This window comes from Mesorhizobium sp. BR1-1-16, from assembly GCF_020165495.1.
In the GTDB taxonomy this organism is placed as follows: domain Bacteria; phylum Pseudomonadota; class Alphaproteobacteria; order Rhizobiales; family Kaistiaceae; genus Kaistia.
Genome location: NZ_JAIUIE010000021.1, coordinates 24,438 through 42,079, shown reverse-complemented (window position 1 = coordinate 42,079; position 17,642 = coordinate 24,438). Strand labels below are relative to the sequence as shown.

At 65.9% G+C, this 17,642-nt stretch carries 16 protein-coding genes; 5 read left to right on the top strand and 11 right to left on the bottom strand.

Going from position 1 to position 17,642, the window contains the following annotated elements:
• Together LB518_RS24100 and LB518_RS24095 are read left to right on the top strand one after the other, a co-directional pair.
• A partial coding sequence (locus tag LB518_RS24100) for a hypothetical protein (RefSeq protein WP_224580411.1) occupies positions 1-385 on the top strand: 385 nt, incomplete at its 5' end.
• Positions 386-908: 523 nt separating this feature from the next.
• Entirely contained in the window at positions 909-3,047 is a 2,139-nt protein-coding gene (locus tag LB518_RS24095; protein ID WP_224580410.1) for a M23 family metallopeptidase, read from the top strand.
• Between the two features lie 16 nt (positions 3,048-3,063).
• On the opposite strand, the gene LB518_RS24090 is transcribed toward LB518_RS24095, so the two are convergent.
• The 3 genes from LB518_RS24090 to LB518_RS24080 all read right to left on the bottom strand — a co-directional run bounded on the left by LB518_RS24090 (position 3,064) and on the right by LB518_RS24080 (position 7,780).
• Positions 3,064-3,513, bottom strand: coding sequence for a hypothetical protein (locus LB518_RS24090; protein ID WP_224580409.1), 450 nt, complete (start codon positions 3,511-3,513; stop codon positions 3,064-3,066).
• A gap of 261 nt (positions 3,514-3,774) precedes the next feature.
• The gene (gene clpB / locus LB518_RS24085) at positions 3,775-6,375 is read right to left on the bottom strand and encodes an ATP-dependent chaperone ClpB (RefSeq protein ID WP_224580408.1); all 2,601 of its coding nucleotides are present in this window, start codon (positions 6,373-6,375) and stop codon (positions 3,775-3,777) included.
• Positions 6,376-6,652: 277 nt separating this feature from the next.
• Positions 6,653-7,780 carry a DUF4167 domain-containing protein gene (locus LB518_RS24080; RefSeq protein WP_224580407.1) on the bottom strand — a complete coding sequence of 376 codons (1,128 nt, stop codon included), beginning with the start codon at positions 7,778-7,780 and terminating at the stop codon, positions 6,653-6,655.
• A gap of 14 nt (positions 7,781-7,794) precedes the next feature.
• Between LB518_RS24080 and LB518_RS24075 the strand changes: the two genes are divergently transcribed.
• Positions 7,795-8,067 (top strand): hypothetical protein, encoded by a 273-nt coding sequence (locus tag LB518_RS24075; RefSeq protein WP_224580406.1) that lies wholly within the window; start codon positions 7,795-7,797, stop codon positions 8,065-8,067.
• Positions 8,068-8,236: 169 nt separating this feature from the next.
• Here the strand turns inward: LB518_RS24075 and prmC are convergent, their stop codons facing one another.
• From prmC to LB518_RS24050, 5 genes are all read right to left on the bottom strand, one after another.
• On the bottom strand, positions 8,237-9,103 hold the full coding sequence (gene prmC / locus LB518_RS24070; protein ID WP_224580405.1) for a peptide chain release factor N(5)-glutamine methyltransferase: 867 nt from the start codon (positions 9,101-9,103) through the stop codon (positions 8,237-8,239).
• A complete protein-coding gene (prfA, locus tag LB518_RS24065) occupies positions 9,100-10,170 on the bottom strand; it encodes a peptide chain release factor 1 (RefSeq protein ID WP_224580404.1) in 1,071 nt (356 codons plus the stop codon). The genes prmC and prfA overlap by 4 nt, the downstream gene beginning before the upstream one ends.
• A gap of 5 nt (positions 10,171-10,175) precedes the next feature.
• A complete protein-coding gene (ptsP, locus tag LB518_RS24060; protein ID WP_224580403.1) occupies positions 10,176-12,443 on the bottom strand; it encodes a phosphoenolpyruvate--protein phosphotransferase in 2,268 nt (755 codons plus the stop codon).
• A 153-nt stretch (positions 12,444-12,596) separates the two neighbouring features.
• On the bottom strand, positions 12,597-13,850 hold the full coding sequence (locus LB518_RS24055) for an aspartate kinase (RefSeq protein WP_224580402.1): 1,254 nt from the start codon (positions 13,848-13,850) through the stop codon (positions 12,597-12,599).
• 158 nt (positions 13,851-14,008) lie between these two features.
• The gene (locus LB518_RS24050; protein ID WP_224580401.1) at positions 14,009-14,593 is read right to left on the bottom strand and encodes a TetR/AcrR family transcriptional regulator; all 585 of its coding nucleotides are present in this window, start codon (positions 14,591-14,593) and stop codon (positions 14,009-14,011) included.
• Positions 14,594-14,723: 130 nt separating this feature from the next.
• Between LB518_RS24050 and LB518_RS24045 the strand changes: the two genes are divergently transcribed.
• A complete protein-coding gene (locus tag LB518_RS24045; RefSeq protein ID WP_224580399.1) occupies positions 14,724-15,188 on the top strand; it encodes a cupin domain-containing protein in 465 nt (154 codons plus the stop codon).
• A 69-nt stretch (positions 15,189-15,257) separates the two neighbouring features.
• Complete coding sequence (ubiG, locus tag LB518_RS24040; protein WP_224580397.1) at positions 15,258-16,010, top strand: bifunctional 2-polyprenyl-6-hydroxyphenol methylase/3-demethylubiquinol 3-O-methyltransferase UbiG; 753 nt, start codon at positions 15,258-15,260, stop codon at positions 16,008-16,010.
• A 9-nt stretch (positions 16,011-16,019) separates the two neighbouring features.
• Here the strand turns inward: ubiG and LB518_RS24035 are convergent, their stop codons facing one another.
• Genes LB518_RS24035 through grxC form a run of 3 tightly spaced genes read right to left on the bottom strand, consistent with a single transcriptional unit; the run spans position 16,020 to position 17,637 of the window.
• Positions 16,020-16,469, bottom strand: coding sequence for a DUF1178 family protein (locus LB518_RS24035; RefSeq protein WP_224580396.1), 450 nt, complete (start codon positions 16,467-16,469; stop codon positions 16,020-16,022).
• Between the two features lie 16 nt (positions 16,470-16,485).
• The gene (locus LB518_RS24030; RefSeq protein ID WP_224580395.1) at positions 16,486-17,340 is read right to left on the bottom strand and encodes a carbon-nitrogen hydrolase family protein; all 855 of its coding nucleotides are present in this window, start codon (positions 17,338-17,340) and stop codon (positions 16,486-16,488) included.
• Positions 17,341-17,379: 39 nt separating this feature from the next.
• On the bottom strand, positions 17,380-17,637 hold the full coding sequence (gene grxC, locus LB518_RS24025; protein WP_224580393.1) for a glutaredoxin 3: 258 nt from the start codon (positions 17,635-17,637) through the stop codon (positions 17,380-17,382).
• Positions 17,638-17,642: the final 5 nt, after the last annotated feature.

The window sequence follows — 17,642 nt, the reverse complement described above, 5'->3', positions numbered from 1 at the left end:
CCGCAAGGACAACGCCGCCTACGTTTCTCTTTCTTCCTATGAAATTGTCAAACAACTGACGGCAGAAACCGTCGATCAGAGGAAACCGCCGTCACCGGCTCGCTTCCACCAGAAAGCTCTTCAGCCTTCCGAAAAACTCTTTGGCAGAGCCATCAGGCTCGCCAGAACCGCTTCCGTTCCCGGCAGCGATGGCGCCCTTCTAACCACCTCTCGGCAGCCAGTCAAGCCCCAAAACAACCAAACTCGGAGACGAGTTCGCCGCCCGCCGTCAACTGCGTCAACCGCGTCGGTGGTTGTTATCTACGGATTGCCGGCCCGGGTGTCAACAACGGCTTTCGGAAAAATGCATCGAACGGTCGGGAACGCATCTCGCCGCTGTGAATAACCTTTGCCGGCAGGTGGGACAAACGGCGGGTATGCGCCGTTTCGGTCCGCCTCTTCCCATCTTTTCCACAGCCGACGATGCCGACACGTTTTCTGAGCCGCCTCCGCAGCACGTCCCTTTCAGACGATAGCGCGGGAATATCGCTTCTTCAGGCGCAGAGCCCGCGCTGGCACCGGCCATATTGATGACATCTTGGGAGCCGAGACAGCGGGTTCGCGCGGGTGACTGCGCGACGCGTCGCGCCCTACTTCTTCCGAGACTTCCTGGGCTGACGCCCGGGATTGCAGCTTTCGATGCTTCTTCGCTTGCGAGCACCATGGTCTCGCAAGCGGGAGCAGCGCCCACGGCGGCGGGCACCTTCTATTGCGACCAGATCGCAAGCCCATGGCGGTTTTGCTGGCCTTTGCCGGAGAGCCGCGTTGACTTGACCCTGTCGAGGCGTCAAGTTTCGTGGCCTCGCTGGGGCCGTTTTGATGGCAAGCCGGCCGCATTCAAGGACCGGCGACGGGGAGAAGACGGAGCCGTGAGAGGTTTGGTGAGAGGCGCGGCCATCAGGGGACCGGCCGGAGCGGGCATCAGCGACGAGATCGATCTCGGCCGCGAACCCGCCCTCACTGTCGGCCTTCAGAAGGGCGCGCCACAGCGCCACGCCGTCTCCATCCGCTGGCTCACCGGCACTATCCTGACCGGACTGACGTCGACCATTCTGATGGGCGGCGCCTTGATGGCGGCGCTCGACGGTCGTCATCAGCTTGCCGTCGCGCCCGAGATCGGGCGCCTCACCAGCGCGCAGAATGGCGACGGGCTCGGCACCGGGCATAAAGCCGATCGCATCAAGCCGACGCGCGAGCCGGTCTCCGACCGGCAGGTGATCCAGGTTTCCACGGTCAGCCGCCAGGGCGATCGCGACTTGATCAAGATGAAGCCTTTTGCGCGGATCACCACCGCGCTGGCAACGACCATCACGGATCTGAGCACTGACGTGCCTCGCTTCGATCCCATGAAGCTCGCTGGCGCCGAGAGCGACCCGCCCGCGCCAGAGCCGATTGCCGGCAGTGAGAAGCTTGGCGTCGTCAGCGACGAGGGCGCATCGGGCGATGGCGAGGACAGCGTGCCCGTCGACTCCGCCGCAGCGGCCGATGGCAGCGGTGACGGCGACGGGATGGATGCGACAGCCGATGCCGCGTCTGCGCCCGTAGCAGCCGGGCAGGAGCAGATCTACGGCGCCGATGTCGAGGGCGAAGTCTCGGTCAAGGTGAGCCCGTTCCCGCTCGACGAGCCCGCTGACAAGAACGAATCCGCCATCACGGTGGCCGAAGCGGAGGAGGCCGCCCGCGCCATCGCCCCGGCTGCCGGCCCGGGCGTCATCGCGGCGATGCCCTATGTCGATCCCGAGCGGTTCAGCTTCGGCGATACCGGCGCCGATCCTTTTGCAGCGCTCGGCGTCAAGATCGTGCCGGAAAATGTTTCCTTCGTCGCGAAATCGGCGCCCACGACCGAGACCGAGGAACAGATCGCTTCGGTCGACAAGAAGGAACCGCTGCAGGCCGTTCTGGCTGAAAACGGCATCAGCGACAGCGACGCGACGGCGATCGTGTCGGCGATGTCGGGTCTCGTCGATCTCAGCGACCTGAAGATCGGCCAGAAACTGCGCCTGCTCGTCGCCCGCGAAGGGGACGCCGTACGCGCGCTCCGCGTCTCGCTCTATGATCAAGGCGTGCATCAGGCGACTGTCGCCCGGCGCGACGACGATAGTTTCGTGCGCGCTGACGAGCCCGAGAGCTCGACGGATGCCGAATTCGATACGGCCGACACGCCTGCGCCCGACGATGCCGGTCCGATGCCCAATCTTTATGATTCGCTCTATGAGACGGCGCGCGAGCAGCAGATTCCCGAGCCGCTGATCACGGAACTCGTGCGAATCCTCTCCTATGACGTCGATTTCCAGTCGCGCATTTCGCCCGGCGACAGCATCGAGGTGTTCCACTCGCTGCCGGAGGATGGGGCGAGCGATGCCGACGATGAGATTCTCTACGTCTCGATCACGCTCGATGGCACGACCAAGCGCTATTACCGCTACCGCTCACCGGATGACGGCGTCATCGACTATTTCGACGAGGACGGCCGCAGCGCCAAGAAGTTCCTGGTCCGCAAGCCGATGACTGTCGGCATCGTCCGCTCGCCCTTCGGTTATCGCCGCCATCCGATTCTCGGCTATGTGCGGCTGCATCCCGGCGTCGACTGGGCAGCGCCGCGCGGAACCCCCATCATGGCTGCCGGCAACGGCACCGTCGAGAAGGCCGGCTGGTCGTCCGGCTATGGCAACTTCACGCTGATCCGGCACACGAACGGTTATGAGACGGCTTACGGTCACCAGTCGTCCATCGCGCGCGGTATCCGGCCGGGCGTGAAGGTTCGCCAGGGCCAGATCATCGGCTATGTCGGCTCGACCGGCCTCTCCACCGGACCGCATCTCCATTACGAAGTTCGCATCAACGACAAGCCGGTCGATCCCCTACGCGTTCGCCTGCCGCGCGGCCGCGTCCTGCAGGGCGAGATGCTGGCCGACTTCAAGTCAGAGAAGACGCGGATCGATGCCCTGCTGGGTGCCCCGGCAGGCTCGAAGCTCGCGGCAGCCAGCGACGACTCGGCTACCAACTGAGGCCGAAGTCTGACGGTTACGGAGTTGCCGCGCCTTCACGGATGAAGGCAAAACCGAGCCGCTGCTTGCCATTGGCGCAGCTCCCTTCATAGCGTCCCGGCCCGGCAGGCACGCCCGTACAGATGGTGGCCGGCCCCGGGACGAAATTCGGCAGCGAGAAGTTGTCGGCCTTGATCGACAGCGCGACGCGATCGTGGCTGATGGTGCCCGCGAGTGTCGAGATATAGCTCGCCTGTTCGCCGCCGATCGTGACGCTGCGCGGCCCTTCGGCGTGAAACCGGCCGGAATCGTTGACGGCAACGCTCCATTGCGCGATGGGCGATACGAAGCGCCAGTTCCCGGCCAGCGACAGCCATGGCCCGCCGGCGCAAGGGCTCCCGCCGCAATCGCCGTCATCCGCTAACGCCGGGCCGCAGCCAGCCGCGAGAATGAGACCGAGAAGAACCGCCGCCGGCTTGCTGATCATCGTCTGTCGTCTCCTGACTGTCGCCGGACGATAGAGCATCGGCCCGAAAATGGCCTCCGGTTTTCGGAAAGCCGATGCAACGACAAAGGCTGGATCACTAGGCCGGACACGATGACCGCCCGGCGATCCAGCGATCACGCCCGACAACGGAAATCAGCACAGCGGTACAAACAAACAGCGCCGGCGCCCGGAACTCCGGACGCCGGCGCTGTCGGGAAGGTCCACACGGGGTCAGCGGGTGACCTCGTGCGGCTGATATCTCTATGCGGCCTTGGCCGTCTCGGCCGTGCGCGGCAGGAACAGCAGCTTGTCGGTGCCGGCCGTGATCTTGACGGTTGACCCATCCGGGATCTCGCCGGCCAGGATCTTGTCAGCCATGGGATCCTGAACGTAACGCTGGATCACCCGCTTCAGCGGCCGCGCGCCATAGGTCGGGTCGTAGCCCTTCTCGGCAAGCCAGGCCCGCGCGGTCTCGTCGAGGTCGAGCGTGACCTTGCGATCGGCGAGCAGCGACTGCAGCCGCTTCAGCTGGATCTCGACGATGCGCCCCATCTCCGACCGCTTGAGGCGATGGAAGAGGATGATGTCGTCGAGCCGGTTCAAGAACTCCGGCCGGAAGTGCCCACGCACCACGTTCATCACCTGCTCGCGCACCGCGTCGACATCCTCGTCGTCCCGGAGATTGGCGAGATATTCGGCGCCGAGATTCGACGTCATGATGATCAGCGTGTTCTTGAAGTCGACCGTCCGCCCCTGCCCGTCCGTCAGCCGCCCGTCGTCGAGCACCTGCAGGAGGACGTTGAACACGTCCGGATGCGCCTTCTCGATCTCGTCGAACAGGACGATCTGATAGGGCCGGCGCCGAACCGCTTCGGTCAGGGCGCCGCCTTCCTCATAACCGACATAGCCGGGCGGAGCGCCGATCAGCCGGGACACGGAGTGCTTCTCCATGAATTCCGACATGTCGATGCGCACCATCGCGCTCTCGTCGTCGAAGAGGAACGCGGCGAGCGCCTTGGTCAGCTCGGTCTTGCCGACGCCAGTCGGCCCGAGGAACATGAACGAGCCGATCGGCCGGTTCGGATCCTGCAGCCCGGCCCGCGCACGACGGACAGCGGTCGAAACCGCATGGACGGCTTCCGCCTGGCCGACGACGCGCTTGGCGAGGTCGTCCTCCATGCGCAGCAGCTTGTCGCGCTCGCCTTCCAGCATCTTGTCGACCGGGACACCGGTCCAGCGGGCGACGATCTGCGCAACATGCTCAGGCGTCACCGCCTCTTCCATCATCGCGCTGGTCTGGGCGCTCTCAGCGGTCGCAAGCTGACGCTCCAGCGCGGGGATGGTGCCATAGGCAAGCTCACCGGCCTTCGCGAGATCGCCGGTGCGCTGCGCCTTTTCGAGGTCGCTCCGCGCCTGATCGAGCTGCTCCTTCAGCTTCTGGGCCGAATTGAGCTTCTCCTTCTCGGTCTGCCAGCGCTGCGTGAAGGCGGCCGATTCCTCCTCGAGGTCGGTCAGTTCCTTTTCGAGCCGCTCGAGCCGATCCTTCGAAGCCTGATCGGTCTCCTTCTTAAGAGCCTCGCGTTCGATCTTCAGCTGGATGATGCGGCGATCGAGTTCGTCGAGCGCCTCCGGCTTCGAATCGACCTGCATACGGAGCCGCGCCGCGGCCTCGTCGACGAGGTCGATCGCCTTGTCGGGCAGGAAGCGGTCCGTGATGTAGCGGTTCGACAAGGTCGCGGCTGCCACAAGCGCCGAATCGGTGATTCGCACGCCGTGATGCAGCTCGTATTTCTCCTTGATGCCGCGCAGGATCGAGATCGTGTCCTCGACGGTGGGCTCGCCGACGAAGATCGGCTGGAAGCGCCGGGCGAGCGCCGCATCCTTCTCGACATGCTTGCGATACTCGTCGAGCGTGGTCGCGCCGACGCAGTGTAGTTCGCCGCGGGCCAGCGCCGGCTTCAGGAGGTTCGAGGCGTCCATCGCCCCGTCCGCCTTGCCGGCTCCGACCAGGGTGTGCATCTCGTCGATGAACAGGATGATGCCGCCATTGGCTGCCGTGACTTCGGAGAGCACGGCCTTCAGCCGCTCCTCGAACTCACCGCGATATTTCGCGCCCGCAATCAGCGAGCCCATGTCGAGCGCCAGAAGACGCTTGTCGCGCAGGCTCTCCGGCACATCGCCATTGACGATCCTGAGCGCGAGGCCCTCGGCGATCGCCGTCTTGCCGACGCCGGGCTCACCAATCAGCACCGGATTGTTCTTGGTGCGCCGCGAGAGCACCTGGATCGTGCGGCGGATCTCGTCGTCGCGGCCGATGACCGGGTCGAGCTTGCCGTCGCGCGCAACCTGGGTGAGGTCACGGGCATATTTCTTCAGCGCATCATACTGGCCCTCGGCCCCTGCCGAATCGGCTGTACGGCCCTGCCGCAGCGCTTCGATCGCACGGTTGAGGCCGACCGGCGTGACGCCAGCGTCCTTCAGCGCCTGTGCGGTCTTCGCATCCTTCTCAAGCGCGAGCGCGAGCAGCAGCCGCTCGACCGTGACGAAGCTGTCGCCCGCCTTCTTGGCGAGTTGCTCGGCCTGCTCGAACACTTTGGCGAGCGGCCCCGCGAGATAAAGCTGGCCTGCCCCGCCGCCCGAGACACTCGGAATGGCCGCGAGCAGTCGTTCGGTGGCAGCCAGCGCATCGCGCGAGCGACCGCCAGCGCTGTCGATGAGGCCGGCAGCCAAGCCTTCCTCGTCGTCGAGCAGCACCTTCAATAGATGTTCGGGCGCGAACTGCTGGTGTCCGCGCGTCAGCGCAAGCGTCTGGGCCGACTGGATGAAACCCTTCGCGCGCTCGGAGTATTTCTCGATATTCAAGATCGTCCCTCCTGGCCGTATCGGACGCCTTCAACCGTAAAGCACACCCGATCGTTCTGGAATGAGCCAGCCAGTCATGCCGGCCCGGCCCGCTGACGATCGTCAGATCCGCCAGCACCATCGATATGGTGTGACACTATAGCAACAGGAAGGGGACACGAAGGGTTTTTCTGAAGCCTTGGCGGCGCAGCGGCTCGGGCGGGGAGCCGACAAGAAAATGGCCGGGGAAAGCCCCGGCCACTTGTCATCGAAATGCCCGTTCGGGCTTCCGTATCGCTCATTCCTCGACAGCGGGGACAACGTCCAGCGTCGGCTCGGCATCATCAGCCCGGCGCGTCCGTGCCCGCGTGGTGCGGCGGCGGCGGGGGCGGAAGCCTTCCTCATCGGCAACAGGTGCCGCTTCATCGGCTGGCGGCGCCGAAGCTTCGGCCGGCTCGGCCGCAACGGGTGCAGGCGCCGGCGCGGGGGCGGCTGCCGGCGGCGGCGTCGTAACGGCCGGAGCCTCCGCGATATATTCCGCCACGGGCTGCGGCGCACTGGCCGGATCAACCGGGCGCGGAGCTTCGGCAGCCGGGGCCGGCTGAGCCTCGGCGGGCTCGCCGGTCACGAAACGCGGCAGCATCGAACGGTCCTGCCGATCGCCCCGCTCGCGGCGTTCGCCACGGCCTTCGCGATTCTGGCGGAACGGCCGCTCGCCGCGACCTTCCTGGCGCTCACCGCCGCGATTGTCAGTGCGCTCGCCTTCGGGGCGGGCGTCCTGGCGTGGTTCTTGGCGCGGCTCCTGCCGTGATTCCTGGCGTGGCTCCTGCCGATCGCGCGGCTCTTGCCGATCGCGATTGTCGCCACGCTCGCGGTTGTCGCGGTTGTCGCGGTCGCGATTGTCAGATCGGAAGTCCTGCCGGTCGCCGCGCTCGCGCTGGCCACCGCCCTGATTGCCCTGGCCGTTCTGGTAATGGCCGTTGCCATTGCCGTTGCCATTCACGAAGGGCTGCTGGTCGTTCTGGCCGGGAGCCTGCTGGCCCTCGCCCTCCTGGCCGCGATCGTGCTGACCGAAGCGGTCGCTGAAACGATCATCCTCCTCGTCCAGACCATCATCGTCCTGGTCGGCGCGGAAGAACGGAGCGTTCTGGCCCGGTGTCTGGGTCTGCGCCTGCGCCGCGGCGATCAGGCGGAAATAATGCTCGGCGTGCTGCAGATAGCTCTCGGCCATCACGCGGTCGCCCGACGACTGCGCATCGCGCGCCAGCGTCACATATTTTTCGGCGATGTGGAGCGCGGTGCCGCGGATCTTCACATCCGGGCCGTTGCTCTCATAGGAGCGGGTGAGCGGATTGGGTCCCTTCCGGTTCCTCCCGCGCATCCGTTTGTTGTTGTTATTGTTATTGTTTTGCTGTCCTGGTCGCATGAGTTTTCTCTTCCGTGACCCTCGAAGGTCAAATCGCGTCAACGAACGGCATCAAGCCGGTCGGCAAACCCGTCGACTGGGCCGTCGCGGTCAGAAGCCGCGGCGCCGGAATCGGCGATAGGTGCATCGGCATCGTTCGATCGAGCCTCACAGAGGAGCGCCTGGCCCGCATGGCTCACGAAGAGCTGACGCGGGTCAACACCCATCAGGCAGGATCAGCGCATCGTGCCGCGCCGAGCAGAGATGACATCCGTGACAACCAGATCTGGGTCGGACCCCCGGTCTGACCCGCAGGCCATCTGGTGGCCTCCGCCGCGCAGCTCCCGTATGGCTCACGCCATGTCATCGGGAAACGCATCAAATCCATCTGCGGCGGCTCGGAAGCTAGCTGTTTCGCTCGGGTTTTCCAAGCGGAGATTTCAGAGCCGCTCGGCAACCTTGATGTTCCGCCTCCCATCACGCCGGCGCCACTTCGACGACACGGTCATGTCCAGAGAGATCGCGGTGCAGGGCTGCCGCGAATCCCGCCTCCACCGCAAGGCGCTGGACGGCATCCCCCTGGTCGAAGCCGATCTCCAGAAAAGCCGCCCCTGCGGGATCGAGAAGAGCCGTCAACGGGGGAATGATCACGCGATAGGCATCAAGCCCGTCTGCACCGCCATCGAGGGCAAGGCGAGGATCGAAATCCCTGACCTCGGCCGGCAGCGTCGCGATTACCGCACTCTCTATATAGGGAGGATTGCTGACGACGACATCGGCTGGTCGCGCACATGCGGCAAAATCACCGCAGACAAAGAGGCTGCGCGCGCCGAAGCCGAGCCGGTCGGCATTGTCCCGCGCCGCCCGCGCGGCCGCCTCCGAAAGGTCGATGCCGAGCCCGACTGCATTTGGCAGTTCCGAGAGCAGCGCGACCAGCAGCGCGCCGCTGCCGGTCCCGATATCGACCAGCCGCAACGGCCGCTCTCGCCCGCCGGTACGGTCGATAAAGCCAAGCGCAGCCTCGATCACGGTCTCCGAATCGGGTCGCGGCACCAGCGTTGCCGGCTGAAGATTGAACGACAGGCCCCAGAATTCGCGCGCGCCCAGAATTCGCGCCACGGGCTCGCCGGCCGCGCGGCGCTCCAGCATCGCGTCGATCCGGGCGCTCTCGTCCATCGAGACGGCCCGATAGTCGGCAAGCACGAGTTCGTTCGGGGCCATGCCGACGACGGCAGCGATCAGCAGGCGGGCGTCAAGCGCGGGCGTATCGACCGTCTCTGCCTCGGTGAGGCGCTTCGCGGCCAGGCGTCGGACAGCTCCGAGCGTGACCGCGTCGCCGCTCATCGATCGAGCGCCGCGAGCAGGCTCGCCTGGTGCTCGGTAATCAGCGGCCCGATGACCTCGTCGAGCGCCTCGCCGGAAACGACGGATTCGAGCTTGTAGAGTGTCAGGTTGATGCGATGGTCCGTGACGCGCCCTTGCGGGAAATTGTAAGTCCGGATGCGCTCCGAGCGATCGCCGGAGCCGACCTGGCCGCGACGGTCGGCCGCACGTTCGCTGTCGAGCCGCGCCCGTTCATCCTCGAAAAGACGGGCGCGCAGGATCTGCATCGCCTGCGCTCGGTTCTGGTGCTGCGAGCGACCCGCTACGACGATCACCGTGCCGGTCGGAACATGGGTGATGCGGACGGCAGTGTCGGTCGTGTTGGCGTGCTGACCGCCGGCCGAGGAGGCGCGCGTCGTGTCAATCCGGATGTCCTCGGCCTTCAGCGCGATATCGACATCCTCGGCCTCCGGCAGAACGGCCACCGTGGCGGCTGAGGTGTGGATGCGGCCACTCGCCTCTGTGGCGGGCACGCGCTGGACGCGGTGGACGCCCGATTCGTATTTCAGCCGCGCGAAGACGCCGCGCCCGCTGACATTGGCGATGATTTCCTTGAAGCCGCCGGCCTCGCCCTCGCTCTCCGAGAGCACTTCGACCTTCCAGCCATGCAGCGCCGCGTAACGCTGATACATGCGGAAGAGATCGCCCGCGAAAAGCGCCGCTTCGTCGCCGCCGGTTCCAGCGCGGATTTCGAGGATCGCGCTCTTCTCGTCGGCCGCATCCTTCGGCAGCAGCAGCAGTCGCACATCCTGCACGAGCCGCTCGATCTCGGCGTCTAGCTGCGGGCGCTCCTCGTCGGCAAGCGCCGCCATCTCGGGATCGCCGGCCAGTTCGTCGAGCGCCGCGCGCTCGCCCGCGACCGCTTTGAGGCGGCCGACGGTATCGACGATTTCGGAAAGCTCGGCACGCTCCTTCGAGAGGCGCACGAGCTCCTCCCCGTCGCTGGTCGAGGCGAGTTTCTGATCGATGATCTCAGCGCGCGTGACGAGCTGGTCGATCTTGTCCCAGGGGAGTCCGGTTGGCAGCATCTCTATTATATCGGCACGCCATGGTCGGCGGCAAAGCCGCGCAGCGTCTCCGCGATGCCGTCCTCGGCGCCATTATCGGCGAGAAGCGGATCGAGTAGCGCCGTGAGTTTGGTGATGTCGAGCGCCAGCAGCATCGCCTTGATCGGTCCGATCGAGGCTGCCGACATCGACAGCGAGCGGAAGCCGATGCCGACCAGCGCCAGCGCGGCGAGCGGACGTCCGGCAATCTCACCGCACAGCGTCACCGGCTTGCCGGCCGCATCGGCCGCGGCGACGATCGCGCGGAGCGCCCGCAGAAAATGGCGCGAGATCGGGTCGAAGCGGCTGGCGACCAGCGTGTTCCCGCGATCGCTCGCCGTCATGTACTGCAACAGGTCGTTGGAACCAACGGACACGAAATCGACTGACGCCATCAGCGCATCGAGCTGGAACAGCAGCGCGGGCACCTCGACCATCGAGCCGAGCAGGATGCGCGAAGGCAGCTCATGCCCGTGCCGGCGGGCATGCTCGACCTCGCGGTCGAGCAGGGCGCGCGCCTGCTCGATCTCGGCCACTTCCGTGACCATCGGCAGCATGATTCGCAATTCATGTCCGGCGCCGGCACGGATCAGGGCGCGAAGCTGCATGCGCAGCAAGGCCGGACGGTCGAGGCCAAGCCGGATCGCCCGCCAGCCGAGCGCCGGATTCTCCTCCGGATGGCTACGCATGTAGGGCAGCACCTTGTCGCCGCCGATATCGAGCGTGCGGAACGTCACCGGCCGCTCGCCGCTGGCCGCGAGCACGGAGGCGTAGAGCTGGGTCTGCGCGTTCATCCGCGGCATGGTCGAGGCGACCATGAACTGCAACTCGGTGCGGAAAAGACCGATCCCCTCGGCGCCGGCCTCGGCCAGATGCGGCAGGTCGACCAGGAGGCCGGCATTCATGTTGAGGCCGATGCGCACGCCGTCGCGCGTCACCGCCGGCTTGTGGCGAAGCAGCCGATATTGCGCCTGGCGCTTGGCGCGGAAGCGCACCTTCTCGCCATAGGACACCTCGACATCGGCCGGCGGGCGGATATGAGCCTCGCCGGTATCGGCGTCGAGGATCATGGCATCGCCGTTCTCGACCAGCGAGACGACATTGGTCGCCCGGCCGATGGTGGCGATACCGAGCGCGCGCGCGACGATCGTCACATGGCTGGTCGGCCCGCCCTCTTCCAGCACGAGGCCGCGCAGGCGGCTGCGATCATAGTCGAGCAGCTCGGCGGCGCCCATGTTGCGCGCGACGACGATGCTGTCCTTCGGCATCTCCTTGCGATCGAAGGCCGCGCCCTTGCCCATCAATTCGCGCAGCAGCCGGTTGGCGAGGTCGTCGAAATCGTGCAGCCGCTCGCGAAGATAGGGATCGGTCTGGCGCAGCAGCCGCGCCCGCGTATCGCTCTGCACCTTCTCGACCGCCGCCTCGGCGGAAAGACCGTTCTGGATCGCCTCGTCCATGCGCCGCGCCCAGCCACGGTCATAGGCGAACATGCGATAGGCTTCGAGGATCTCGCGATGCTCGCCGGCCAGCGCGATATCGTCGCGCGAGAGCATGTCGTCGACCGAGAGGCGGAGATGGGCGATCGCCTCCTCCAGACGCAGCCGCTCCTTTTCCGCATCCTCTGCGATCAGTGCCGTGACGACGACCCGCGGCTCATGCAGCACGACATGGCCGAGCGCGATGCCTTCGGAGAGAGAACTGCCGCGGATCGACATCGGCCGCTTGACGTCGAGCGATGTTCCGGGCCGCGCCAGGCCCTCGAGCTCGCCGACGGCGATCATCTCGGCGAGCACCATCGCAGTCGTCTGCAGCGCCTCGACTTCCTCGTCGAAATAGGTGCGGTGAGCGCGGTTCTGGACCGTCAGCACGCCGAGCGTGCGGCCGGCGCGGAGGATCGGCACGCCGAGAAAGGCGTTGTAGATCTCCTCGCCCGTCTCCGGCAGATAGGCGAAGGACGGGTGGCTCTGCGCGTTGGGCAGGTTGAGCGGGCGCGCCTCGGCCGCGATCAGGCCGACAAGGCCCTGCCCGACGCGAAGGCCGGCATGGTGCACGGCCTCGCGCTTCAAGCCTTCCGTCGCATAGAGCTCGAGCACGTCGTCGGCGCGCAGTACGTAGACCGAGCAGACTTCGGCGACCATGTTCGACGCGATCTGCGCCACGATCTTGTCGAGCCGGTCTTGCGCGCTGATCGGCTCCGCCATGATCTCGCGAAGGCGGCGGAGCAGGACGCGCGGCCCGGCGAGAGACCCCCGCATCGTCCGCCTTCCCTCAAGAACCAAAGGCCCGGCGCATTCCAAACGCGCCGATACAGCGACTCACCCGTCGCCCCGGGACCGATTTCAGCTTACTCGTGACATGAGTAGCGGCCGAAATATACACTCTATCGAGAAGTCCGGCCGGCACCCCGATCAGGCCGCGTCGAGGCCGTAGAGCGAATGCAGCGTCCGAACCGCCAGTTCGGTATAGGCCGAGTCGATCAGGATCGAAATCTTGATCTCCGAGGTCGTGATGGCGCGGATGTTGATGCTCTTGCCGGCGAGCGCGCGGAAGGCCGAAGCGGCGACGCCGGCATGGCTGCGCATGCCGATGCCGATCACCGACACCTTCACCAGATCGCCCGAGCCCTGGATGCTGGCATAGCCGATCGAGGCGCGCGCGCCTTCCAGCACCTTCATCGCCCGGTCGAGTTCCGAGGTCGGGACGGTGAACGTCATGTCGGTGGTCGTGCCGTCTTCGGAGACGTTCTGCACGATCATGTCGACATTGATGTTCGCCTCGGCCAGCGGCACGAACACGGCGGCGGCGACGCCCGGCTTGTCGGCAACCTCGCGCAGCGAGATCTGGGCCTCGTCCTTGGAATAGGCGATGCCGGTGACAACCTGCTTTTCCACGATCTCGTCCTCGTCGCAAATAAGGGTGCCAGGGGGATTGTCGGCGTCCGCAAGGCGGGGATCCGCCGGATCGTCGAAGCTCGAACGCACGAAGGTCCTGACGCCATGCACCATGGCCAGCTCGACGGAGCGGACCTGCAGCACCTTGGCGCCGAGCGAGGCCATCTCCAGCATCTCTTCATGCGAGACGCGGTCGAGCCGGCGCGCCTTGGGGACAATGCGCGGGTCGGTCGTGTAGACGCCGTCGACATCCGTATAAATGTCGCAGCGCACCGCCCCGATCGCCGCGGCGATGGCGACGGCGCTGGTGTCCGAGCCGCCACGGCCGAGCGTCGCGATCCGGTTGTCCGGCGCGAGCCCCTGGAAGCCGGCGATGACGGCGACCTGGCCCTGCGCCATGCGCTCGATCAGCCGCGAGCCGTCGATCTCCATGATGCGGGCCGCGCCATGCGCATTATCGGTGAGGATCGGGATCTGCCAGCCCTGCCAGGAACGCGCATTGACGCCGATTTCCTGCAGCGCGATCGCGAGGAGGCCCGACGTCACCTGCTCGCCCGAAGCGACCACGGTGTCATATTCGCGCGCGTCATGCATGGGAGCGGCAGCACGGGTCCAGCCGACGAGTTCGTTGGTCTTGCCCGACATCGCCGAGACGACCACGGCAACCTCGAAGCCGGCATCGACCTCGCGTTTGACATGACGGGCCACATTGCGGATGCGATCGATATCGGCGACGGAGGTTCCGCCGAATTTCATCACCAGCCGGGCCATCATCAACCTTCGAAGGGCAGTTTCCGCAGAAGGGCGGAAGGAATGGGGCACTCCCGGCAAAGGAAACCGCGCCGGGCGGCGCCTTCATAGCGGGTCGGGCGCGGGTCGGCAACGGCAGCGCTGGCGTTAAGTCGCCGGCAACGACGCGGCCGCGACGATCATGGCCTCATCGCACAGGCGAGCACACGGGCGAGGAGGTCGACGCGCTCCTCCGGACCCAATCCGGCCCGCAGCATGGAAAGCCAGACGCCGAAGCTGGTCAGCGCCAGCAAGCGGCGGATCGGGGTCGTCGACGGTCCACCCGGTTCCTCCGTATCCTTGACCGCATAGTCGACCCAGGACGCGACGCCCGCTTCGACAGCTCCGAGAAACTGGTCCAGTTCCGGCACGTGGTCGCGATCGGCCGTCGCGCGTTCAAGGCGGAGAGCACCGCGGGCGTAGAACCGGTCGAGCTCCTCGGCCAGACGCCGCAAGCGCGCATCGCGCCCGCGGATTGAATCGAACAGTTCCGGCGCATGGTCTTTCTGCGGCGGACGCATTTCCGCCCAGACATGCTCGCCGCAGGCTCTCACCAGAGCCCCCGGCGTTTCAAAATGGCGATAGACGGTTGCCGCGCCGATCCCCGCGCGCTTGGCGATATCCACAAAGGATGTCGCGGCCACCCCCTGCTCATCATGCAGCTGCATCGTTGCGGCGAGAATGCGCTCCCGCGTCTCGTCGCGCGCCTTCGCGCGTTCCTTCATCCGATATTCGCGACGGACCATCATCACCCCTATTGACGCGAAGAACTTTTCGCGAAATAAATATTCCGTCAAATTAACAATGACGCCGCAGGTTGTCCATCGAAGCGGCGACGAGACGGGGAATCGCACCATGAATGTTCACATCAGTTCCGGCCAAGCCGCGAAGGTCGACGAGGTCAGGTTTCTCGGACTCCCGACCTGGATCAAGGCCGATCGCGCCAAGACCGGCGGCAGCCTCAGTCTGGTCGAGCAGATCATCCCGCCCGGCTTCGAATCGCCCTGGCATGTGCATCATTCCGAAGACGAGTCGTTCTATGTGATCGACGGTACCGTCACGGTCATCGTCGGCGACACCATCACCACGCTCCAAGCCGGCGATTTTGGCTTCGGCCCGCGCGGAACGCCCCATGGTTTCCGCGTCGAGGGAAGCGGCCCGCTGCGATTGTTGTTCCTGACGACCGGCGGCGACTTCGCCGACTTCATCGCCGAAACCAGCGTTCCGAAGGATGCGACGCCCGTTCCGCCTGACATGGCCGGCTTTGTGGCGGCTGCCGAGCGCCACTCGATCTCCATTCTCGGCCCCCTGCCCCGGTAAGGACGGGCGGCGGGCGAACTTGACTTCGCGACCCGCGCCACCGACCTTCCCCGCAAAGGAGTTGGCCGGATGTCTGCAGCCACACGAGATCAGAACACCACCGTCGACGATGCCGAGATCGCGCATTTTTCGGCCATCGCCGACGAATGGTGGGCGTCCGGCGGCAAGTTTGCGCCGCTGCATCGGCTGAACCCGATCCGCATCCAGTTCATCAAGGATGAGGCCGCGCGGCTTTTCTCCCGCGATGCCAGGGACCCGCGTGCGCTTTCCGGCCTTCGCCTGCTCGATATCGGCTGCGGCGGCGGCCTGCTGTCCGAGCCGATGGCCCGGCTCGGCGCCACCGTCGTCGGCGCTGATGCGTCGGCGACCAATATCGGTGTCGCCACGCTGCACGCCAGCGAGGCCGGCCTCGACATCGACTATCGCGCCACCACGGCCGAGGCGCTGGCCGCGGCGGGCGAAAGCTTCGACATCGTGCTGGCGATGGAAATCGTCGAGCATGTCGCCGATCTCGGCCTTTTCGTGCGCGAAACGGCGCGCATGGTTCGGCCGGGCGGCCTGATCGTGTTCTCGACCATCAATCGCACGCCGAAGGCCTTCATGCTCGCCATCATGGGGGCCGAATATGTGCTGCGCTGGCTGCCACGCGGCACGCACAGCTACGAGAAGCTGGTCAAGCCGCGCGAACTGGAAGCAGCGCTCGCCGAGGCGGGCCTCGCGCCCTCGGCACAATCCGGCGTCGTCTACGACCCGCTGCGCGATATCTGGAAGACGTCGCGCGACATGGACGTCAACTACATGCTGGCGGCCACGCGCGACTGAGCGCGGCGGTCAGTTGCCCTCTTCGGGCAGCCGCGGCAGCGGATGAACCTCGATGCCCTCTTCCGCGAGGGCATGGGCCTCGGCAGGAGAAGCCTCGCCATAGATGCCGTGCGCTTCCGTCTCGCCGTAATGGATCTTGCGCGCCTCTTCCGCGAAGCGGTCGCCGACATAATCGGCCGTTGCCTCGACATGCGCGCGCACCTGCCGGAGCATGTCGGCCAGCGCCGCCTGACGCGGATCGGGCGCCGCAACCTGAAGCGCCGCCAGCTTTTCTTGCACCTGCTGGCGCTTGCGCGCGGTCGCGACGGCCGGGGCCATCAACGCCTTCATGACTTTCTCGGAGCCGCAGATCGTGCAGCTCACGGCGCCCGCAGCCACCGCCTTGTCGAAGGCGCCGGCGTCGCGAAACCAGCCATCGAAATCGTGGCCGGCCTCACAGATGAGATCATAGCGTATCATGCGTCTTGATATGGGGTCAGTTCACGAAGGACCCAACCTGCGGCATGGCCGGCAGGGCGAATTCGCGCTGGTTGGCGAGCGCCGGGATGGCCTGCCGCGCTGACTGGGCAAAGGCGGGGTCGATATCGGCGATAATGAAGCCCGGCTGATCGCCACTGGCCTCGGCGAGAATCTTGCCCCAGGGATCGATGATCATGCTGTGGCCGAACGTATCGCGGCCGTCTTCGTGATGACCGGCCTGCGCCGCCGCAACGATATAGGAGCCGGTCTCGATCGCCCGGGCGCGCAGCAGCACATGCCAATGCGCCTCGCCGGTTTTCTTCGTGAAGGCGGCGGGGACGGCGAGCACGGCGGCACCGGCCTTGGCGAGCGTCCGATGCAGGACCGGGAAGCGCACGTCGTAACAGATGGTGAGCCCAAGCTTGGTCCAGGGAAGATCGGTGACCACGGCCGTCTCGCCGGCACGATAGGTCGCCGATTCGCGATAGCTCTCGCCGCCGGAAAGATCGACGTCGAACATGTGGATCTTGTCGTATCGGCCGACGATGGAGCCGTTTGGCGCGATCACGAAGGAGCGGTTGGCGATGTGATCGTCGGGCAGCCGGATCGCCATCGAGCCGATATGGAGGTGGATGCCGAGCTCGCGCGCCAGCTCACGAAAGCGCTGCAGCGAGAGATCGACATCTTCAGGGCCGATCGAGGCCAAGAGGTTCTCGCGGTCACGATCGAGGATGGTGGTCATCTCGGGCGTCAGCACATAGCTTGCACCGGCAGCGGCGGCGGCGCGGATCAGCGCCTCGGCGGCTTCGACATTGGCCTCCACCGACCGGCCGCTGTTCATCTGCACGCAAGCAGCCTTGAAGCTCGTCATCGGCTTCTCCTTCGAACGTCAAAAAAGTGGTCAGAGCACTCAGGAAGCGAGCAGCGCTTCCAGCCGGCCCTCCGCCTCGAGCGCGTGCAGATCATCGCATCCGCCGACATGCGTCTCGCCGATGAAGATCTGCGGGAATGTCGAGCGGCCATGAGCGCGATCGATCATCTGCTGGCGCAGCGACGGATTGCCGGTCGCATCATGCTCGGCATAGGCGACGCCCTTCCGGTCGAGCAGCCGTTTGGCCGCGACGCAGTAGCCGCAGCCCTGCCGGGTGTAGATCGTCACATCGGCCATTGCTG

What these genes read in the sequence shown, in the direction of transcription:
- prfA (WP_224580404.1), bottom strand. Translation starts at nt 10,170, where the DNA reads ATGCTGCCAACCGGACTCCCCTGGGACAAGATCGACCAGCTCGTCACG.
- LB518_RS24055 (WP_224580402.1), bottom strand. Translation starts at nt 13,850, where the DNA reads ATGGCCCGGCTGGTGATGAAATTCGGCGGAACCTCCGTCGCCGATATC.
- LB518_RS24045 (WP_224580399.1), top strand. Translation starts at nt 14,724, where the DNA reads ATGAATGTTCACATCAGTTCCGGCCAAGCCGCGAAGGTCGACGAGGTC.
- LB518_RS24080 (WP_224580407.1), bottom strand. Translation starts at nt 7,780, where the DNA reads ATGCGACCAGGACAGCAAAACAATAACAATAACAACAACAAACGGATG.
- LB518_RS24030 (WP_224580395.1), bottom strand. Translation starts at nt 17,340, where the DNA reads ATGACGAGCTTCAAGGCTGCTTGCGTGCAGATGAACAGCGGCCGGTCG.
- LB518_RS24090 (WP_224580409.1), bottom strand. Translation starts at nt 3,513, where the DNA reads ATGATCAGCAAGCCGGCGGCGGTTCTTCTCGGTCTCATTCTCGCGGCT.
- LB518_RS24050 (WP_224580401.1), bottom strand. Translation starts at nt 14,593, where the DNA reads ATGAAGGAACGCGCGAAGGCGCGCGACGAGACGCGGGAGCGCATTCTC.
- grxC (WP_224580393.1), bottom strand. Translation starts at nt 17,637, where the DNA reads ATGGCCGATGTGACGATCTACACCCGGCAGGGCTGCGGCTACTGCGTC.
- ubiG (WP_224580397.1), top strand. Translation starts at nt 15,258, where the DNA reads ATGTCTGCAGCCACACGAGATCAGAACACCACCGTCGACGATGCCGAG.
- LB518_RS24035 (WP_224580396.1), bottom strand. Translation starts at nt 16,469, where the DNA reads ATGATACGCTATGATCTCATCTGTGAGGCCGGCCACGATTTCGATGGC.
- ptsP (WP_224580403.1), bottom strand. Translation starts at nt 12,443, where the DNA reads ATGCGGGGGTCTCTCGCCGGGCCGCGCGTCCTGCTCCGCCGCCTTCGC.
- prmC (WP_224580405.1), bottom strand. Translation starts at nt 9,103, where the DNA reads ATGAGCGGCGACGCGGTCACGCTCGGAGCTGTCCGACGCCTGGCCGCG.